Annotated in this window: 18 protein-coding genes; 8 read left to right on the forward strand and 10 right to left on the reverse strand. The window is 44.6% G+C overall.

The window, feature by feature from the left end:
• The first annotated feature begins 107 nt into the window (after positions 1 to 107).
• The 3 genes from GWI56_RS12330 to GWI56_RS12340 are packed head-to-tail and all read left to right on the forward strand — an operon-like array spanning position 108 to position 2,871.
• Entirely contained in the window at positions 108 to 1,244 is a 1,137-nt protein-coding gene (locus GWI56_RS12330) for an alkene reductase (RefSeq protein WP_198573043.1), read from the forward strand.
• Positions 1,244 to 1,882 (forward strand): ester cyclase, encoded by a 639-nt coding sequence (locus tag GWI56_RS12335; protein WP_198573044.1) that lies wholly within the window; start codon positions 1,244 to 1,246, stop codon positions 1,880 to 1,882. The genes GWI56_RS12330 and GWI56_RS12335 overlap by 1 nt, the downstream gene beginning before the upstream one ends.
• Positions 1,879 to 2,871 (forward strand): polysaccharide deacetylase family protein, encoded by a 993-nt coding sequence (locus GWI56_RS12340; protein WP_198573045.1) that lies wholly within the window; start codon positions 1,879 to 1,881, stop codon positions 2,869 to 2,871. The genes GWI56_RS12335 and GWI56_RS12340 overlap by 4 nt, the downstream gene beginning before the upstream one ends.
• A gap of 104 nt (positions 2,872 to 2,975) precedes the next feature.
• On the opposite strand, the gene GWI56_RS12345 is transcribed toward GWI56_RS12340, so the two are convergent.
• From GWI56_RS12345 to GWI56_RS12365, 5 genes are all read right to left on the reverse strand, one after another.
• Complete coding sequence (locus GWI56_RS12345; protein WP_198573046.1) at positions 2,976 to 4,136, reverse strand: putative sulfate/molybdate transporter; 1,161 nt, start codon at positions 4,134 to 4,136, stop codon at positions 2,976 to 2,978.
• A gap of 314 nt (positions 4,137 to 4,450) precedes the next feature.
• Positions 4,451 to 5,839, reverse strand: coding sequence for a tetrathionate reductase family octaheme c-type cytochrome (locus GWI56_RS12350; RefSeq protein ID WP_173247225.1), 1,389 nt, complete (start codon positions 5,837 to 5,839; stop codon positions 4,451 to 4,453).
• 55 nt (positions 5,840 to 5,894) lie between these two features.
• The gene (locus GWI56_RS12355; RefSeq protein WP_198573047.1) at positions 5,895 to 7,619 is read right to left on the reverse strand and encodes a DUF3373 domain-containing protein; all 1,725 of its coding nucleotides are present in this window, start codon (positions 7,617 to 7,619) and stop codon (positions 5,895 to 5,897) included.
• Positions 7,620 to 7,810: 191 nt separating this feature from the next.
• Entirely contained in the window at positions 7,811 to 8,140 is a 330-nt protein-coding gene (locus GWI56_RS12360) for a cytochrome c (RefSeq protein ID WP_173247219.1), read from the reverse strand.
• A gap of 480 nt (positions 8,141 to 8,620) precedes the next feature.
• Positions 8,621 to 9,352: an SDR family oxidoreductase gene (locus tag GWI56_RS12365; RefSeq protein WP_173247217.1), complete on the reverse strand. Its 732-nt coding sequence runs from the start codon at positions 9,350 to 9,352 to the stop codon at positions 8,621 to 8,623.
• 191 nt (positions 9,353 to 9,543) lie between these two features.
• On the opposite strand from GWI56_RS12365, the gene GWI56_RS12370 reads away from it, so the two are divergent.
• On the forward strand, positions 9,544 to 10,383 hold the full coding sequence (locus GWI56_RS12370) for a LysR family transcriptional regulator (protein ID WP_131523460.1): 840 nt from the start codon (positions 9,544 to 9,546) through the stop codon (positions 10,381 to 10,383).
• A 33-nt stretch (positions 10,384 to 10,416) separates the two neighbouring features.
• Here GWI56_RS12370 and GWI56_RS12375 read toward each other — a convergent pair whose 3' ends face one another.
• The 3 genes from GWI56_RS12375 to GWI56_RS12385 form a co-directional block, all read right to left on the reverse strand.
• Complete coding sequence (locus tag GWI56_RS12375; RefSeq protein WP_173247210.1) at positions 10,417 to 11,193, reverse strand: transporter substrate-binding domain-containing protein; 777 nt, start codon at positions 11,191 to 11,193, stop codon at positions 10,417 to 10,419.
• 232 nt (positions 11,194 to 11,425) lie between these two features.
• Positions 11,426 to 12,964 (reverse strand): tetratricopeptide repeat protein, encoded by a 1,539-nt coding sequence (locus GWI56_RS12380; RefSeq protein ID WP_198573048.1) that lies wholly within the window; start codon positions 12,962 to 12,964, stop codon positions 11,426 to 11,428.
• A gap of 118 nt (positions 12,965 to 13,082) precedes the next feature.
• On the reverse strand, positions 13,083 to 13,919 hold the full coding sequence (locus GWI56_RS12385; protein WP_131523458.1) for a mechanosensitive ion channel family protein: 837 nt from the start codon (positions 13,917 to 13,919) through the stop codon (positions 13,083 to 13,085).
• Positions 13,920 to 14,088: 169 nt separating this feature from the next.
• On the opposite strand from GWI56_RS12385, the gene GWI56_RS12390 reads away from it, so the two are divergent.
• Positions 14,089 to 14,568 (forward strand): hypothetical protein, encoded by a 480-nt coding sequence (locus GWI56_RS12390; RefSeq protein WP_105251255.1) that lies wholly within the window; start codon positions 14,089 to 14,091, stop codon positions 14,566 to 14,568.
• A 377-nt stretch (positions 14,569 to 14,945) separates the two neighbouring features.
• Positions 14,946 to 16,121, forward strand: a complete 1,176-nt coding sequence (locus tag GWI56_RS12395; protein ID WP_105251256.1) for a type III PLP-dependent enzyme — start codon at positions 14,946 to 14,948, stop codon at positions 16,119 to 16,121.
• A 65-nt stretch (positions 16,122 to 16,186) separates the two neighbouring features.
• Here the strand turns inward: GWI56_RS12395 and GWI56_RS12400 are convergent, their stop codons facing one another.
• Positions 16,187 to 16,399 (reverse strand): YdcH family protein, encoded by a 213-nt coding sequence (locus GWI56_RS12400; RefSeq protein ID WP_006083288.1) that lies wholly within the window; start codon positions 16,397 to 16,399, stop codon positions 16,187 to 16,189.
• A 413-nt stretch (positions 16,400 to 16,812) separates the two neighbouring features.
• Here GWI56_RS12400 and udp point away from each other — a divergent pair, with 413 nt between their 5' ends.
• Complete coding sequence (gene udp / locus GWI56_RS12405) at positions 16,813 to 17,571, forward strand: uridine phosphorylase (RefSeq protein WP_105251257.1); 759 nt, start codon at positions 16,813 to 16,815, stop codon at positions 17,569 to 17,571.
• A gap of 102 nt (positions 17,572 to 17,673) precedes the next feature.
• Here the strand turns inward: udp and GWI56_RS12410 are convergent, their stop codons facing one another.
• On the reverse strand, positions 17,674 to 18,426 hold the full coding sequence (locus GWI56_RS12410) for an outer membrane protein OmpK (RefSeq protein WP_198573049.1): 753 nt from the start codon (positions 18,424 to 18,426) through the stop codon (positions 17,674 to 17,676).
• Between the two features lie 475 nt (positions 18,427 to 18,901).
• On the opposite strand from GWI56_RS12410, the gene GWI56_RS12415 reads away from it, so the two are divergent.
• Positions 18,902 to 19,372 carry an NfeD family protein gene (locus GWI56_RS12415; RefSeq protein ID WP_113940097.1) on the forward strand — a complete coding sequence of 157 codons (471 nt, stop codon included), beginning with the start codon at positions 18,902 to 18,904 and terminating at the stop codon, positions 19,370 to 19,372.
• The last annotated feature ends 6 nt before the right edge of the window (positions 19,373 to 19,378 follow it).

A 19,378-nucleotide genomic window follows, 5' to 3' on the forward strand; every position in this document is an offset into this window, starting at 1 on the left:
AATTATTTTTGAAAATGATTTTAATAATAGCCTGATTATCAATATAGATTAACTAATGCACAATTGCACCACTGATGTTTCATCTTAATTTCTGGTTCGGAGTGTGTATGAGTCTATTCATGTCTTACAAATTAGCGTCACTGGCATTAAACAATCGCATTGTGATGGCCCCTATGACTCGGGCGCGTACTACGCAGCCAGGCAATATTCCTAATGATCTGATGGCGCAATATTATGCCCAGCGCGCCTCGGCGGGGTTAATCATAACAGAAGCGACACAAATCTCCGATGACAGCCAAGGTTATTCATTTACGCCGGGCGTGTATACCGCTGAGCAAATTGAGGGCTGGGAAAAAGTCACAGCGGCAGTGCATCAGGCTGGTGGTAAAATCTTCAATCAAATTTGGCATGTTGGCCGGGTATCGCACCCGATTTTTCAGCAGGGTAATGCCCCGATTGCGCCATCGGCCATTGCGCCCGTTGGCACAAAAGTATGGATTGTGGATGAAGCGCATCCTGAAGGGCAAATGGTGGATTGCCCAGAACCTAAGGCTATGGTGCAAGCGGATATCGACCGCGTTGTGGCCGATTTTGCACAGGCGGGAGTGAATGCGGTTGCGGCGGGTTTTGATGGCATCGAAATTCACGGCGGCAATGGTTATCTGATTGACCAGTTTTTACGCACCAATTCAAACCACAGAACTGATGCCTACGGCGGTTCTCAGGAAAATCGCATTCGTTTTTTACTCGAAATTGTCCAAGCCGTGAGTGCGAAAATTGGTGCCAATAAAGTCGGGGTTCGCCTCGCCCCTTACGTGACGTTTAAAGATATGGCGTGTCCTGAAATTGTAGACACTATTCTGTTAGCGGCTAAGCATTTATCGGCATTAGGCGTGGCATATTTACATCTTTCTGAGGCGGATTGGGATGATGCGCCGCAGGTGCCAGAATCCTTTAGAGTCGAGCTGCGCAGAGTCTTTAAGGGCAGCATTATTGTTGCGGGTCGCTATGATGTGGCGCGTGCCAATGAAGTGATTGATAACGGTTATGCGGACTTAGTTGCCTTCGGTCGACCTTTTATTGCGAATCCTGATTTGCCTTACCGTTTAATGCATCAATTGCCTTTATCTGCATTCGACAAAGGGCCCTTGTTTGGCGGTAGTGCGGCGGGTTATACCGATTATCCTACACACAACGAAGCATTGAGAGCCGTCATCCGATCCGCTGACGATGAGGTGGCATAATGGATCGGGTTAACACTTTGTATGTTCAACGCTTACCCGCTTGGCTCAGCTTAAGTCTATGGTTTTCAGGCTTTATAGGTATCGCTATTGTGGGTTTTAGCTTAGCAAGTCTGAGCATGGATGCGTTAGCCGCTCAAGGGGCTACAACACAGGATAGTGCTAAAGTGCGAGCGGCGTTAGTGCCAAAAGTAGCGGCAATGGAAACGATTTCTGATCAATCACCGCAGGCACAAGCTATCGCCCGCGCCGCTTTGTTATATGCCAGTTTTTGGCACACGGGCGATGCAAGTTTTGCCCACGGCGCATTGGCGACTGGTTTTATCGACCGTACTCTGCCCGCTGGCCGCGCACAGGGAATCACGGGTCCACTCGAAGCCTCAAAGGCATTTAGGGCAGCGGTCCCCGATCTCTCTGTTTCAGTTGAGCATTTGCTAGTCGTTGGCGATCGTGCAGTGGTGCGTCTGCGTTTTAATGGCCGCTTCACTGGTGTCTTTGGTGAGCAAAAAGGCCAAGGGCAGAAAATCGATTTTCGTGCTGTTGACATGTATCGAGTACGGGATGGTTTCATCACAGATAACTGGCACCTCGAAGATTATCAAACGCTATTTTCTCAATTAGCTGCAGGGACTCAATCATGAATCAACGTCGACGATTTTTAATGGCAGGTGGCGCCATCGCTGCTGGGTTCGGCCTAAGCCAAACGGCGCTTGCTATTGGTTTACCATCATTAGATACCTTAGAAAATGATTCCAAAAGTTCAGGTGGCAATGGTATGAACAAAATATTTTGGCCAAGTGGTGAGCAGTTAGTGATTTCAATCTCAATGCAGTTTGAAGCAGGTGCTCAAGATAAAAATGCCGAAGGGCCGTTTCCGCCGATGGAAAAGGGCTACCCAGATACTATCACCCCGACTTGGTACGATTACGGTATGAACGAAGGCATTCCAAGGCTGCTGCGCTTGTGGCGTAAGCACAATATCAAGGTGACTTCTCACATGGTTGGGCGCGCCGCCGAGCTACATCCTCAACTTGCCAAACAAGTTGCAGATGAGGGGCATGAGATTTCGGGTCACGGACAAACGTGGACGCCACAATACAGCATGTCGCCAGCAGAGGAACGCGCCTCCTATGTGGCGAGTATTGAGACGCTGCAAAGGATCACAGGTCAGCGCCCCTTAGGTTTTAATGCCTTTTGGATGCGCCACAGCACTCAAACCCTCAATATTTTGCAGGACTTAGGTTTTATTTATCATATCGATGATCTATCGCGGGACGAACCTTCAATTATCCCTGTAGGAAATAAGCCTTTTGCTGTTGTGCCTTACACTTTACGTAACAATGATATCGGACGTTTTGGTGGCAACACAGCTATGACGGCCGCGGCCTTTTTACAGGAACTAAAGGATGAGTTCGATATGCTCTATCAAGAAGGTTCGACGCAGCGACGGATGATGTCGATCAGTGTGCACGACCGTATTGGTGGCGCTCCTGGACTTGTGACCGCTTTAGATAAGTTTATTCAGTACGCTAAAGATCACACCAATGTAGGCTTTATGCGTAAAGATGCTATTGCTAAGTGGGCGCTGGCGCAAAAGGACACACCGACCAATCCTGCAAGAACATTTTAGCCTGCTGTAGCTTTGTTGGAAGAGGTTTTAATGGTTAACAAAAAGCGCGTTGTTTAACGCGCTTTTTGTTTTTGGGAACCCTTATTACTGCGAGTCGAAAGTGATTAACGCATGGCCAACATGGCCCAAGTGCGGCGACCCTGCTCCAGAATTATCCCCACGGCAAGTCCCGCAGCGGCGTTTATAGCGAGGCAAGTCACAGCGGTTGATAAAATCACAAAGATACAGAAGGGCTTACCATCGATTAAGCGTTTCGACCATGCTAATTGCAGCCCCGCAGTGGTCAGTAAACTGCCGAGGATTGCCATAGGAATAAGGCTTAATAGCCAAGCGATATTAGTACCCCAGCACAGGGCTATCATTAAGCACGTACTGCCAAAAATTAACGGCGCCAGATAAGTGCGAGCACCAAAATGGTATTGCACCGCAAGTCCGCCCGCACCGTGGCACATGGCCGAGGCACCAAAGGGCGCGAGCAATAAGTTGGCAAGACCTGAGCTAATGGCGAAGTTTTTGGGTGTGAGTTTGGCGGCATCTTCAGGGAATTTCTCCTGCGCCATTACTGATGTAGCAATCACTGCATTGGTTAAGGTGAGAGCCAGTTGTGGCAAAACCAACAAAAGGGCGGCAGAGGTCCATTCAACTGATGTCGGCCACGCTAATTGAAATGGCGCTGTCATTGCTTGAATATCAAAGTTAGTGGCTAAACTAGTTTGTGTACTTGCTTGCCAAATCATCCCCGCTGCTATGACTAAGGGCATGGCAAGGTAGCGCAGCGGCAAAAATTTACTGATAAATAACAGTACAAATGCCCCCACGCCAACCAGCCAAAATTCACTCATCATCTTAGTGCCCATCCACATCAGTTGCAGACCTATGGCGAGTTGAATGCCAACACTCACAGCTTGGGATAACTGTTTGGCTAACCAAGTAATGGCGCCGCTAAAGGCCAATATTAGCAGGATTACGCCCATCAACATGGCGCTCGCCTGCAACATGCCTGGGGTTAAGCCTTGGGCTATAACGAGGGCCGCGATGACCTTCATGGGTTGGACGGGAATAGGGCGGCGATAAAATAAGGCGCTTAATATTGCGAATAGGCCAAAACCTAAAAATATCCCTTGGGGCGAAAATTGGTTTAGGGCAATTAAGCCCAAGACTAAAGGTAAAAAAGTGCCTAAGTCAGCAAAAGCGCCGCTGGTTTCACCGAGTACACGGTTGAATGAAGGATTGGATACTGTTTGGGAAATTTTGCCCGAGGTCATACTGATTGCCGTAATTGAACACGCTATGACTACGCAAAATAAATGCCATAAAAATCAGATGATTTGGGGGGTAAACAGAGTCAAACTACCGTATTGAGTCACTCAATGAGACAAACTGGGGCAAGGCCGAAGAATGGCTGAGTCTAATTGTCTTTTTGGGTGAGAGTAACAAGATAATAAAAAAATAGATCTTAGTAAAAACTAAGATCTCAAAGGGTATTACCGGGAACTCGATTTGGTTCATCAGTTGTGTTCACTTCGATGCCTTACTAAAAGTAAGATATCTGTGATGCTCAAATCAGTGAACGATTCAATCAAGGCTGTTTGTGTTTTGGCCCTTGTTTATTTTTCATCGGGTCACCTTGATAACCTAGGGCTTGCCAATCGAGTCTTGTGCCTTTGTTATGGCAGTCGTTACAATTTAATGCTTGCTCCTTGGGTGACACCATATGGTTTATCCGCCACCACATTTCAGTGGCTGCAAAGTCATATTCACCACTGTATTTGATACCTTTCTCAAGCATAGTCGTGTTCGCTTCCATTCCTAGTTTTGCCGCTAAGTTCCAATCAAACTCGCTCCAGAATCCCCCTTTGCCATAGGTTTTCGGTGTGATAAAAATATTGAGTTTTTTATCGTAAATCTGTTTACCCGTGTGCACTTTGAAAGGATAGATTTTTGCTTTGGCATCATTTATATCGCCAATGGGATAGGTCAATTTAGTGACTGTACTCGGATCCATTTTATCACCTGCCATATAAGCATTGGCTGTGCCGTTGTACCAAGCGTATTGGGGTTTGACCATTTTTTCCCAAACAAAATCTCCTTTTTTCTTTTGGTAGGTATGCTTACCGTATTGGTCGAGTGTTTCTTTTTTATCATCTCCAGCCGTTGACCAGTCCCAGCGCATTTTTGTCGGTTCGTTTTTAGCAAAATACGGAATATGACAGGTTTGACAGGCAACTGCCGCTGTATGAGTATTGAGTTTTTTGTTCGCGTGTGGCGCTGATTCGTGGCAGTTTTCACAGCCAATATGGTCGACACCACCGGGTGAAACCCCCATAGCATTACCTGAGATCATGTGTTTCTCAGTGGTGTGGCAGTTCTGACATTGAAAGTCATTACCGTCGCTATCCATATGCACATCCGTCGCTTTGTCTGGATAAGACATGGATGAGTCTAAGTCCCCATGTTTTACCGCGTCACCACCGCCACCATAGAAGTGGCAACTACCGCAGTTATCCCGTACAGGTTCGCCAACATTTTGAGCTATTTTAGTCAGATCGAGTTTTGCCATAGGTTCACCTGCCCCAGCGGGATCTTTAACATAAGTTCCTGTAGTGTCGTGACAAACTAGGCAGTCGACTTTGGTTTTATCTTTAAAGTCAAAGTTACTGTCTTTCCAACCATAACCCGCATGACAACTGGTACAGCGGGGTTCATTGCTGGAAATGGCAACGCAGAAGTTATTAATGCTGTTTTTCTTACCTCTTACGACTGTCCTATCGGGAAGTTTTTGTTCTAACTCCCAAGTCCAATGGGAGGTTTTCATCACGTCAGTCGCTTGATTTTCATGGCAGACTAAACATTGTGTGGTCACCTGTGAGCCTGTGGTAAACGGGCCTTTAAGTGCCTCTTTATGGGGATTAGCGGCGTAGGCATTTAATGTCATGCTCGCTAAGGCAATGAGGATGAGCTTATTCATTTTGTACTCCCGCCCTCGATGTAACTGAGGGCTGATAGTTGTTATCAATGACGGATTAGAAGTTGATGGTGAGTGAGGCGTTGACATCAAACGCGGTATCAACCACTGGCAACATGGAATAAGCAGAGCCAGCTAGCACATCGTCGATTTTTTGTGGAGCACCCACAGGTGTACCGCTGCCTGTGTACTCGTAGTCGTAATAGAGGCCAGCAAGTTTGATAAACATTTTGGGGTTAATATCAAAGATGTAATAGGCTTCTGCTACATGTCCTCGGGTAGCTAACTTACTACCAATAGGGTCATCCTGTGCCTGGGTAAAAGGCGTCCAATATTCGGAGCCATAGTTATATTCCAGACCCAATTTGCCGTAGGGAGCAGGAATTTGTACGCCGACATAAATACCATAACCGTCTTTGGCTTCGGTATCGTCACTGGTTTTAGGCACCATAATAATCTCAGTACCAGTGCTGTTTAGCTCGGCTTCAAATATGGCATCGGATAACATGCCGCCAAACATGCCTGCGTTACCGTTAGGCTCGGCGCGAGTCCAGCCGAATGATGCAAACCATTTGATATCGTTTGCTTCTTCGCGCGCAAAACCAATTCCTCCTAGATACATGTCGCCGATAACCCCGCTGGGTTGTACTCGGGTAACAAAGTTAAAGTTGTCGAACTTTTGCATATCTTGATACATGGTGGGGGCGAAAATGCCCGCAAGCTGGGTAGGGAAGGCCATGGTGCCTTTAAAGCCGTCATTAACATCTTTGGCGCCAAACAGGGTGAACTGGAGGAAGTTGGTGCCATCGTTGATCGCATCGATATTAAAGCCACCAAGGTGAGTATCCTTGGTGACAATATCACCAAACATCTCGCCATTTCCCCATTGTGATTCAAAGCCTTGGCCGTAACAGAAACGGACGACTTGGCCTTCGATACCTGTGATTTCGCCTAGGTTGTAGCCTAAGGTGGCGCCATCGAAGTTGAAGTTGACTAAATGTCCTGAAGGTGTGCCGCCACGCATTTCATTCTCGCGGTAGTGACTGGGTGGACCATAGGTGGAAGGGCGACGACCTATGGAGAGATAAAACTCTGATCCATTAATATTTTTCCAATCGAAATAGGCGCGTTCAACCCGCAGCCAGTCACCACTGGTATTGCCGCTACTGGTACCATCCATAGTGAAAGACCGCCAAGAATCAAATACTTGAACTCCGGTAGAGTCACCCCAGTTTTTATACATACTGAGGCGACCAGCAAAACTGACGTTATCCCATACCTTAGCTTTCAGATTTAACCGCAGGCGAGTAGTGTAAAAAATATCGTTATCTATGTCCTGTACACTTTTGGGCGCGAGCACATAGGGCATCACGCCCTGTAACATGCCATTTTGGAAGGCTGCAGCAAGGTCTGGATTAGCTTGCATCATTTTCCCTAGTGGGGAGTTGAGATCGTTGGGCATACCGAAAGCGCCGGACATGGCTTTGGCACCAAAGTCGTTGAAATTGACTTTGATGGCAGGATTCCAGACAACATCGCGGTAATGTAGTGAATGAGCTTTAGTGCGGAAATCACCTGTAATTTCAAGGCGGTCTAACGATGTGTGCCGCTCGGTTTTGTCGACGCGATTATTGAGATCATCCAATTGCTCGGTAATATCGGCAAGCTTCTGTTTTAACTCGGTAATTTTTTGATTTTCCTGTTGCACATCATTAGGTGTAGCAAAAGATTGGCCTGACATAAACAAGGCATTGGCAACGAGGATTGAGATAAGAGTACGCATAAGGTTTCTCCCAGAGTTGTTCTGTTGGCATGATTGCGCTAAGTGCATTTCGCCAAATTTACCCAATAGGAGTCCCTGAGGTGTGTTCCCCATTTTTCTCGAATTGGGTTTTTAATTTTTAATTCAATGTGTTAGTGAGCAGTTGCAGGGGGGCTCTCTACCATTGTCTTAGGCCATAACGTTGGCAGAGATCAACCGCAGGTTTGGGGTTGGTCCGAGTCGGCGGCGTGGTCATACAAAAATTGCTGTATATCCTTGAGGTCTTGCTCCGAGAGGCCATTGAATACCTCTGGTTTGAATTTGTGCTTATCTTTATCAAAGAAGCGATCCCACTGGCTCATCGTTTTGGCCATTGGCGTGAGTTCACCACCTTCACCGCCTTGGCTATGGCAGGCTTTGCATTCTTTTTTGTACAAATGTTTACCTTTCTTTGGATTACCTCCCTCTGCGGCATACGCATTAATACTTAAGCTGCCGATCACTGCCATGACAATTGCTATCTTAGTTGACGTTTTCATCATCTCATTCCTTACTTTTGTGAACATTTACATTTATTTGTTGGTTAAGTGTTTTTATTGATTCCACTTTGTAAATTAATTTATCAAATCCTACGGTGTGTAAATTTGAGGTATATCACTTTCATTAAAAAAATCTAATTGATAAAAAGTTCATTGATAAAAATCTAATTGATAATGTTGTAGAAGGGTGTGATTATTTTTTTATTGTTTAAAAACAATGAACTAGTCAACGTGCTAAATTGGCGCTGATAACTTTGAGTTTCGAGTTTTGCGCCTAAAGCACAAAAAATGGACTGTGATTAAGCTAACACTTTGTAAAATATGCACTCACTAAAGTAGTGATGTTGAAACTTAGCAGCTGTTTGGCAGGCTTTATTGGGAAGTAAATAATGCCAGAGTTGACTCTGGCATTATTGATTTTGGGGATAGGTTTGGTTGTCTTTCGAAGCAAGATAACTTAGATAAAAGTAGACTCAGAACGGATTAAGGTTGCTGGCGCGTTGGTGCTAGAACGATTTCGCGTACGCACACATTTTGCGGTTGTTGCCATGCAAACAGTGCAGCAGCGGCGACGTTTTCAGGGGAGATAACGCCGCCCATTTCTTCTTTCCAGTCATGGTAACCCGCTTTAATGTCATCGCTGGTGGTATGGCTCAACAACTCGGTTTCTACCGCGCCAGGGGCGATAGTGATAAGGCGTACGTCATCCATGGCGACTTCTTCACGAATGTTTTCTGTTAAGGCGTGCACGGCAAATTTAGTGGCGCAGTAAGCGGCGTGGTTTGGAAAAGTTTTACGCCCTGCCACTGAGCTGACATTAATGATAGTGCCAGTTTTGCGAGCTTTCATGTCGGCTAATACCGCATGAATACCATTAAGCACGCCCATCACATTGATATTGAGCATGCGGCTCCATTCCTTGGGATCTTGCACATCGATTTGGCCCAGTAGCATGATTCCCGCGTTATTGATAAGACAGCCGACCGGGCCAAATTGCGCTTCTGCTTGGGTTATGGCTGTTTTAATAGCTGCGCCGTCGGTGACATCGACGCTGATAGAAAGGCTGTTTGGTAATTCAAGCGCTTGCATTGCTTCAACTCGGCGTGCCAGTAATAGCAGCGGATGGCCTGCAGCGCTAAAGCTTTTAGCCATAGCGGCGCCAATACCCGATGAGGCGCCCGTGATGACAACCAGTGATTTAGTAACTTGATTCATTAGTATTTCCTATTAATTGGAGCCAATGTAAGCCGTAAACAAACTGTTGTTCGGCGTCTTGAACTTGTTAACCAGTATAGGCTGGGGATTTTCAGTCGAAAAATACTTATTCCAGCTGGATATGATAGGCTCAGCCTATGGCACTATTGTTGAAATTTGTGCTGAACTCGTCGGTTGTCGGAGAAGATTAAATGGTCGATTTGCGTTTGCTGCGTTTCTTTATTGCAATTTTTGAAGAGAACAATATTACCTCGGCGGCTAACCGTTGCTTTGTGAGCCAGCCTTCACTGTCTGCTGGGTTAAAGCAACTCGAAGAAGAGCTTGGTGGTCAGTTATTTGAGCGCAGCAAAAAAGGCGTTAAACCTTTGGACAGCGCGCACTATCTATACCCTTTGGCGGTTAAATTAGTCGAGGAGGCGAGTAAGTTACCAGGCTTATTTATGGCGAAGGCGAGCCGGCAAAAGCTACGTTTGGCTGTGATGCCAGATCTCAGTCAGCGGCGTTTGGCGGGATTTTTACAACAGGTGAATCAAGCCATTGATAAGTTAGATCTTGAACTGGTGGACTATCAAAGCCCCGCAGATTGTCGTTTAACTATCGACAGTTTACGCCATGAAGATGAAGTATTTTTTCCGCTGTGGGAGGAGGATTATGTGCTCTGCGTCCCCAAGGATCATACCCTCGCCCAAGTAGATAGCCTACGTCCCGAGCAGCTCAATGGCTTTGACTTTATTGAGTGCCCACCCTGTGAAGCCCATCAGCAAACAATAGGTTTATTGGCGTGCAGCAATATGTCGCTTAATTTGGTCGCTAAGGCTGAGTCAAAATCTCTAGTGATGTCGCTAGTGTTAGCCGGATTTGGCGTGAGTTTTTTACCCGATGGTTTGATTGAAGATGAGCCTAGGCTCAAGCAAGTGAAATTTGATGGTCCGAGAATGTTCCGTCGTATTGGTTTGTGTTATCCCTCCCATCAGGCAGTTGCGCCAACATTGGCGACCTTGTTACGGCATTTAGCCGCTCGACCGAATTAATTCCAAGTTAGTTTTGGGTTATCAGCATTCAGATTAGTGAGTCGCTAAGGGCGATTCAGTGAGATTAAGTGGAGGCTCGACGCCGTAGGATTTAAATAGTTGAGTAATTTCACCAGAGGTGCGCATGTCGTCGACTATCTGGTGAACTTGCTTGGCATATTGATGCTGCGGCGACATGAGCGGAATACTGAAATAGCGGCCATTTTTGCTGATATCTACGTACGCCATCTGTTTGAGTTGGGGATCTTTGGCAAAAAATTGCATCTCATGCTGTTCGGAGGTGATGGCTAAATCGATACGCTCAGCCTTCAACATATTGATTAACTGACCATTATCATTAACAAAAGACACTTTTAGTTGGTTTTGATTGTCATTGAACTGCGGACAGTAAAAAGCGCCTCTAAGTGCGCCAATGATATGAGGTTTTAGTTCATCGAAATGTTTGACTTCAAGTTGTCTATTCGCAAGGGCAAAGTAATAGACGTAGCGCTTGTCGTATCCCAGTAGCATAGGGTCTAGAAAATCGTTGCGCTCTGGCGTCATCGAATGGACAGGAATTAGGTCGACTTGTCCCATTTCTGCCACTTTAATTGTGCGTGCCCAAGGCACATTACTCCAATTTATCTTGTGACCTAGGCGGGCGATGACTTCATTGATGACAGCTGCACCTGGGCCTTTGCACTCACCATTTTCGACATAAATAACAGGATGCCTATCGCGGCAGTGTGCTTGCCAGACAACGGCAGAGGTTTCTGCCCTTGCTTGGGGCAGAAATAAGCATGAAATGACAATGATCAGTATCAGCCTCATTCATCTTGCCTATTAAAATGCTCAGTTTTAATTATCGGGCTGGACAGTTAATTCGACTAGGTTTTATTTTTGAGTCGTTTAGCTGCGCAGGTTTGGTCAATAATTGATTGTAGTGCTTATACATCCACTGTGCTTTTTAAGTAATTATAAATTCACTCTATTTTGTAACCAAACGGTTTGGCCTGTTAAATCTGACCAAACCTTTTCTGGGGCTCATTCGCTGCTAGGAAACTTACCTATCCGACTCAAGATAGGGCGTTAATTGGGTTTCAATAGCCTCAATTTGAGTTTCGGCGTAGGCAAGTTCGGATTCGGTTAAACATGATTTTGCGGTGTTTTGATGGAGTCGTTGAGCGCTATTCATCCCGTATTTACCAAAATGACGTAGCAATAAACTAGACCAAATAAACATTTGTATAGGTTTATTTAATTGTTCTGCGCCGTAAATATTGACCAGCTCCCGCATAGCAATTTCATGACCTAGCTCTGCCGATTTGACGTACCAAGCTTCTGCCGCTTGTAGAGCCTCTTGAGTGGTTTTTTCACCACTTAAAAATGATTCAGCCTTATAGAAATAAAAATATTGTTGTTGCTCAGCGGGGATTGGATGCTGATGCAAGAAACTGTCACGTAGACGCTCAGCCTCTCTTATCTCTAAGGTACCTAGTTGCTGACTGAATCTGGCTAATTCTTTTAGGTGATCTGCTCTATTGCTCATGGCCGCGAGCTGGTAATACATTAACGCTTTAATTGGTTGGCGACTCACGCCTAAACCTTGCTCATAAATCTTGCCTAAGCCTAGCAGTGCGTCTTCATTCCAGTTAAGTACGAATTCTTCAAAGTCAATTTTAGCCTGTTGGTAATCACTTTCATTTTGTGGCGCTTTCAGTAAAAGATGAGCAAATTCAATCTTAGCGAAGTCATTACCTCTAGCGACAGATTGGCTTAACCAATGGCGCGCCTTGTCATAGTCGACAGCAAAATCTTCACCGTAGAGGAAACGTTTACCAAGATAATACTGGCGGAAATCATCGTCTGCGGCGCGCTCGCTAAGTAATGCCTCTGCACGCGCTAAATCTTTAGGTCCACCTTGGCCTGCAGCAAGCATATGCCCTAGATCATCTTTTGCTAATTCATAATCAGCGGCTGCGGATTTCTCAAAGTATTCACGTGCTTTGATATAGTCCGAAGTGACGCGCTCATCATGCCAGTAGAGTGTGGCTAAATGGTAATAGGCTCTTTGGTTTTCTTGTGCGGCGGCTTTTTCGAACCAGTAAATTGCTTGGCTAGCATCGGGATCGAGAAAGGGCTGGCTTAGATACAAGTAAGCAAGCTCATATTGAAACTCGGCTTGCCCCGCTTCGGCATTAGGTTTGAGCTGTTCTGCCTGTGCGATTAACTCATCGAGTGTTTGCGACTCAGAAGAGAGCAAATTAGGTAGTGTGAGCATGGGTAAATATTGAGGCTCTATTTCGGCGGCTTTTTTATACCAATCGTTAGATGCCTTGGGATCGGCGGGAACTTGTGGGAATCGACCGGAATAAAGTTCGGCCATAGCAATGGCGGCAACGGCTAAGCCTTTATCGACTGCCTGCTGAATATAATCTAGGCCAGAGTTGACTTCGCCTTGGTTAATCAGTGTTAAGCCATGATTGAGTAGCGCAGTAGGATCACCTGTGGCAAGTGCTTTAGCTTGCACTTGTTTTTTTTGATATTTAGCGAAAAAAATAAACAGTACAATAAAAGCAATAATTATGAGTATCAACAACATAGTAGTCCATCACTATCGATATTTGGGAGTATAGTAAACGTAAATTTTTACAAGAATGCAAGTTTACAATTTGGGCTAGGCTGATCGACTAAGCCTACCAATCCCATGGGCATTAGCGTTATTTATCTTGTAGATGGATCTCTCTAATGGGGCAGGCAATCTCGATTCCTGCCTGCTTAAGGGCGTTATAAAGAGCGAGGTTCACCTTATATTTATGCTGAAAATAGCTTTGTGTGGGCACCCAGTAACGAACCCCCATTTCAATTCCATTAGCATTAAAACCATTGATGCCAATATTAGGTGTGGTCTCTTGATAAACATAGGGATTATTGCTTAATAACTCAGTAATCACACTAATGGCTCGTTCGGGATCTGTGTTGTAACTGAGATTGAACTGGGTTTCGACTAGCTTATTGCTGAAGGAGTTGTGCAGGATTTCGCCGACGATATGCTTATTAGGAATGCTGATTTGCTCACCTTCCTCATTGGTCAGTATGGTCATGCCTAAGTGGATACGTTTAACAACGCCGCTTTCCCCTTTAATTTCGATAGTATTGCCTACCACAAAAGGGCGGGTGACGATAATAGTCACGCCTGCGGCATAGTTCGCTAGCATGCCTTGTAAGGCTAAACCTGCACCGAGGGAGGCGGCACCAATTGCCGCAACCATAGGGGTAATACTGATGCCGATCTTGCCGAGGGCGATAATCCCGACCATGACTATGATCAAAATGCGGATAAGATTGCTGACAAAATTGCTTAGGGTGATATCGATATTGTGTTTGTCGAATTGCTTAGCGACTAAGCGTGATACTTTACTGGCTACCCATAAACCTAACAAAAAGATCAGCAAAGCACCTACGAGTTGAAAGCTGTAGGTGACTAAAAATTCGGTGATGAGTTGATAAACGCCTTGTAGTTGCTGCAATTCTTGATCGAGTCCAGGTGTTATCATTATGATATCCTTGTAATAAAATTAACTGTGCGATTATAGCGTAGAAATTCCACCAAATACTTTTCGCCCTTCATGTGTGAAGCGTATCATGTAATCGTGGTTGGTTTAATGAGTCGATAGGGGGAGTCAGGTATGCTGTTCGCCTATCCAATAATGGAGTCGAGTGTTTATGAAAACGCTGTTGTTATGTTTGTCTTGTCTGTTAACCCCAATCTGGGCGTATGCTGCGAGTTATGTTGCCGGAGATGCGATTAATCCCATTTCACTTCTCGACCAAAATGATAAAACCATTAATGTGACTGATGAGACTCAAGTGCTGCTCTTTAGTCGCAGCATGAAAGGCGGTGATGTGATTAAGGATGCACTTACCCCCTTGAGCGCGACTCAAATGCCAACGGGTTTAGTTTATGTTGCCGATATCAGTGGTATGCCTTCTTTGATCGCTAAATTTGTGGCTGTGCCACAGATGCAAGATTTACCTTTTGCGATTGGGTTAGATAGGGATGGTGAGATCAGTCGTTTATTACCTGATAACAAAGATATGGCCACTATGATATTGCTTAAGCAGCGTAACATTTTGGACATTGCCTATTTTGATTCCAGTGAAGCCTTGAACCAAGCCCTCGCAAAACTCAATCAGCCGCAGTAACAACTCGATTTAACGGACGTATTTTAAGGCATCCATTAGTCTTCTTTTCGCTGTGTGATTGTTACTTCAAGATAACTGTTTTTAGATGGATATTTTGGCTCCAGCCAGTCTATCCATCTCCCTTCCGATAACGTCGTAAAAAATTCACTTTTTATTCTGATAATGAACACAAATTTACCTTAGGGTTTGTGTGCATAATTATTTGTTTTATAGCGCCTTTTTTTGATGGTTCAGTTCCTTAAAGAGTTGGGGAATAAAAAGTTATTAATTCAGCATAAAAATTCGTTGCGTAAAGCGAAAAAATATCGTTTACTGCGCACGTTTTTAATACATCACACTTACTGTTATCTATCTGACCCAAAGGAGACTCTGGCCCAATGAGCCAATTTCAATCTATTGATGTTGCTGACTATTATGATATGGACACATTCAAGCGTATTGAAGCGTTTGCCAAAGACAAAGCAACCCCGTTCGTCGTGATCGATACCAGTATCATAGCGAAACAATACGATGACATGGTTAATAGTTTTCCTTACGCCAACGTTTATTATGCAGTTAAGGCAAACCCTGCGGCCGAGATCTTATCTTTACTAAAAGATAAAGGATCAAACTTTGATATTGCCTCGATTTATGAGCTAGATATGGTCATGAATGTCGGTGTGACAACCGATCGAGTCAGCTATGGTAATACGATTAAAAAGCGTCAAGATGTACGTGCATTTTATGAGCGTGGCGTGCGTATGTATGCATCTGACTCAGAAGCCGATTTGCGAATGATCGCTGAAGAAGCGCCGGGTTCACGTATTTATGTGCGCATTCTGACCGAAGGTACAGATACCGCTGATTGGCCGTTATCCCGTAAATTCGGCTGCCAAAACGAAATGGCTTATGAGCTATTAGTATTGGCACAGGAATTAGGCTTAGAACCTTTCGGTATTTCTTTCCATGTGGGTTCTCAGCAACGTGACATAGGTGCTTGGGATTCCGCTATTGGTAAAGTGAAAAGTATTTTTGACCGTCTGCGTGATGAGCACAATATCACCCTGAAGATGATCAATATGGGCGGCGGTTTCCCTGCTAACTATATTGATAAAACCAATCAATTGGGTGTGTATGCCGAGCAAATCACTCACTTCCTGAAGGAAGATTTTGGTGATGATTTACCACAAATTATTTTGGAACCAGGTCGTTCGTTGATCTCTAACGCGGGGATTTTAGTGTCTGAAGTGGTACTGATCAGCAAAAAATCTTACACAGCGTTAGAGCGTTGGGTGTTTACCGATGTGGGTAAATTCTCTGGCTTGATTGAAACGATGGACGAGGCGATTAAGTTCCCGATTTATACTGAGCGTCAAGGCGAGCTGGATAAATGCGTGATTGCCGGCCCAACCTGTGACAGTGCAGATATCATGTATGAGCACTATAGCTATGGCTTACCAAATGACTTAGCCATTGGCGACCGTATGTATTGGTTAACCGCAGGGGCTTATACGACGACGTATTCAGCAGTATGCTTTAACGGTTTCCCACCGCTGAAGGATTACTATCTGTAAGCGATTGTGGTGACATTAATAAGGGCGCTTAGGCGCCCTTATTTGTCTTTAGAGTAATAGCGGGATTACTCGTGGGATTTGAGGATCTGATAAATTTCCTCTTTTAAGTGTAACTTTCTGCTTTTGAGTTCTTTCACAGTGGGGTTGAAATCACTGGCGACACGTTTTTCCAGTTGTTTGATTTCCTCGTCTAACTGATTATGCTCATTAAACTTACGTTGAAAATGAGCATCTTGGGTTTTCAGGGTGGAAATTAATTCTCTGTACTCTGGAAACATCGGCATTCTCCTTGTCGTCATTTACTACACTTCAGGTTACGTCTTAACCCTAACCTTATACCAAGTCGTTAAACGTGACTTAGATCACTTTTAGCGGTCACTTAGATTAATACTAATGGATGATTTGTTTTAATCTATTTTAAATCAGTGCCTTAGGTATTTGTTGCCACAGACTCTGGCATGAGTTCAGGATCTAGTTCACACTTTGTTTGGTATAAATCAGACTGACATTCGAAATATGGGCAAATTTGCTATCTTGTGAGCAGATGCTGGTGTAGTTGGTAATTTCATTACGACTAAACAATTACTTCTTGCCGATAATTCTGTGATCAAGTTAACCTTCACCGCTTCGATACTAGGTTAAAGTCGATTTTATAAGAATTTAATTATCAAAAATGAAAGGGGTTTTCACAATGGCTGATGTATTTCATTTAGGTTTGACCAAAGCGATGCTCGATGGTGCAACCTTAGCAATCGTTCCTGGTGATCCAGAGCGTGTAAAACGTATTGCCGAACTAATGGACAATGCTACGTTTCTTGCTAGCCACCGCGAGTATACAAGCTATTTAGCGTATGCCGATGGCAAGCCAGTAGTAGTGTGTTCAACCGGTATCGGTGGTCCATCTACTTCTATCGCAGTAGAAGAACTTGCGCAATTAGGTGTGAATACCTTCCTGCGTGTAGGGACTACAGGCGCAATCCAACCTCATGTTAATGTGGGTGATGTGATTGTGACTCAAGCTTCAGTACGTTTAGATGGCGCGAGCTTACATTTTGCACCTATGGAATATCCAGCGGTTGCAAACTTTGAATGTACCACTGCTATGGTTGCAGCGTGTCGCGATGCTGGTGTTGAGCCACACATTGGCGTAACAGCTTCTTCTGATACTTTCTACCCAGGCCAAGAGCGTTATGACACTGTCACAGGCCGTGTAACGCGTCGTTTCGCGGGTTCAATGAAAGAATGGCAAGATATGGGCGTACTGAACTATGAGATGGAGTCTTCCACTTTGTTCACTATGTGTGCCACTCAAGGTTGGCGTGCAGCCTGCGTTGCTGGTGTGATTGTAAACCGCACCCAACAAGAAATTCCTAATGAAGCCACAATGAAGAAAACTGAAGTGAGTGCGGTTTCTATCGTGGTTGCTGCAGCGAAAAAATTGTTAGCTTAATTTTTAGTAAGCTAAGCAACACTCCCCTGCAAAGTGAGTGCTCAGAATAGAAAAGGTGCCAATGGCACCTTTTTTGTTGCTTTAAAACTATGCCGATACCGATTAGAAATGGTATTGAGCAATCACAGAGTAAGTGTCTTGATCGACGCCTTTCACACCGTATTTGTTGGTCCACAGATCGTATTCGATACCCACCAATAATTTATTGGCTTGATGATCACCGAACAGGCTCTTTCCGAGATCGTATTTTAGCTGTGGGTTGAAATGGAAGTTTTCCTCGTAGCCGTTATCGTCGGTGGCAAATACCCAGTCGATAAAGCCATCGAGTACTATGTTGGCAGATCCAACAGGGATATCGATACGAAATACAGGAGTGAACTGCCAGCCGTCACTATTGTTACCAGTGCTCATACCATCGCGGCGATAGGTATTAAAGTTAAGATAAGTGAAGTATGGTACTGCTATGTCAACCCCTAAACCGTAAAGTAAGCTGTGGACTGGACCTTCACCTTCTTCATAGGTTAACGCTAGAGACAAGTCTGTTATTGGGCCAAAGGCTATTTTTTCGCCAAGAATTTTACTGGCACTAAAACGTGGCGAAATTTCACCATAGGTAGTGCTTTGCATGCCCGTGTCGTTACCTTTGAAATAGATAAAATCTTGGAAGGCAAACCAATCACCGTATTTCCAACCGCCAGCTGTTTCCAAGGTGATAGTGGCTTGTTTATCCGATGGCGCTAAATCGTAGTCTTCGCCATAGAGGGCTGTTGCACTGAAATCCCACCACTGTACTAAGTCACCCGCAAATGCTTGAGGAGAAAGCATTAGTGCTAGGCATAGGCATGTTTTTTTCATTGTTATTTCCTGTTGTATAGGTCGAAGTTAATTCGTGTCTTACTCAATCCGCTCTCTGACCTATGGCATGGTTTGATGGGTAAGTTCAAACCTAGCGCGAGTGTACGTCAAAGGACTTGCTCAAAAGTGGGGGCAATATATGCAAAAATTTACATTTATTCAAAGTTTTTATTGAATGTTGTTGTCAAAATCACATAATCATTAGTGAGGGATTTTATTTTTAGATAATTGATTTTTAATGTTTTTTATTGTTATTTCGCCGCTTGTGGATTGGGGGCTTGCTATCTTTTTGAATTGATTATGCTTAATTTTAAAACAACCTGACGGCTTTCGTGGGCGGATATGGGAGAATGAGGATTAAGTCATAGGTGATTGAGTGTGCATTTTGATAGGGTAAATTTTGACATATTATGTCGATTATCCGAAACTCTGCTGTTATAGTGCAGTAAAGGACACTCTCATTTCAGGGGGAAATATGGAGTTTTCAAATCCGATTTTAGTGTGGGCAGTGATTGGTTTAGTGTTAATGCTCGCCGAAATAGTGGTTCCAGGTGGCATAATAGTGTTGCTGGGTGCGGCTTGTTTAGTCGTGGCAGGTGCGTTAGGCATAGGACTGGTCGAAGGTGTCGTGCAGAGCATGACCCTGTGGTTTATCTCTGCCATTGTGTTGTTATTGGCTTTCAGACAAGTCACTCAGAGGCTCGTTGGTGGTGATTCCCATGTGGATAACACGGATGAAGCAATCGAACTATACAATCAAATTGTTCGCGTAAAGCAGACCATTGGTCCTGGACAAACACCTGGGCGGGTGGAGTTTCAAGGTAGTGAATGGCCAGCGCTTGGCGATGGCAGCATTATTGAGGCGGGTACCGAAGTCAGAATTATTTGTCGTGAAAATATCGCTCTAGTCGTTGAGCCTATTTCAATAGAAGCTTCCAAAAACTAAAGGATG

It is taken from the genome of Shewanella sp. DW31 (assembly GCF_015767295.1).
GTDB classification, from domain to species: domain Bacteria; phylum Pseudomonadota; class Gammaproteobacteria; order Enterobacterales; family Shewanellaceae; genus Shewanella; species Shewanella oncorhynchi.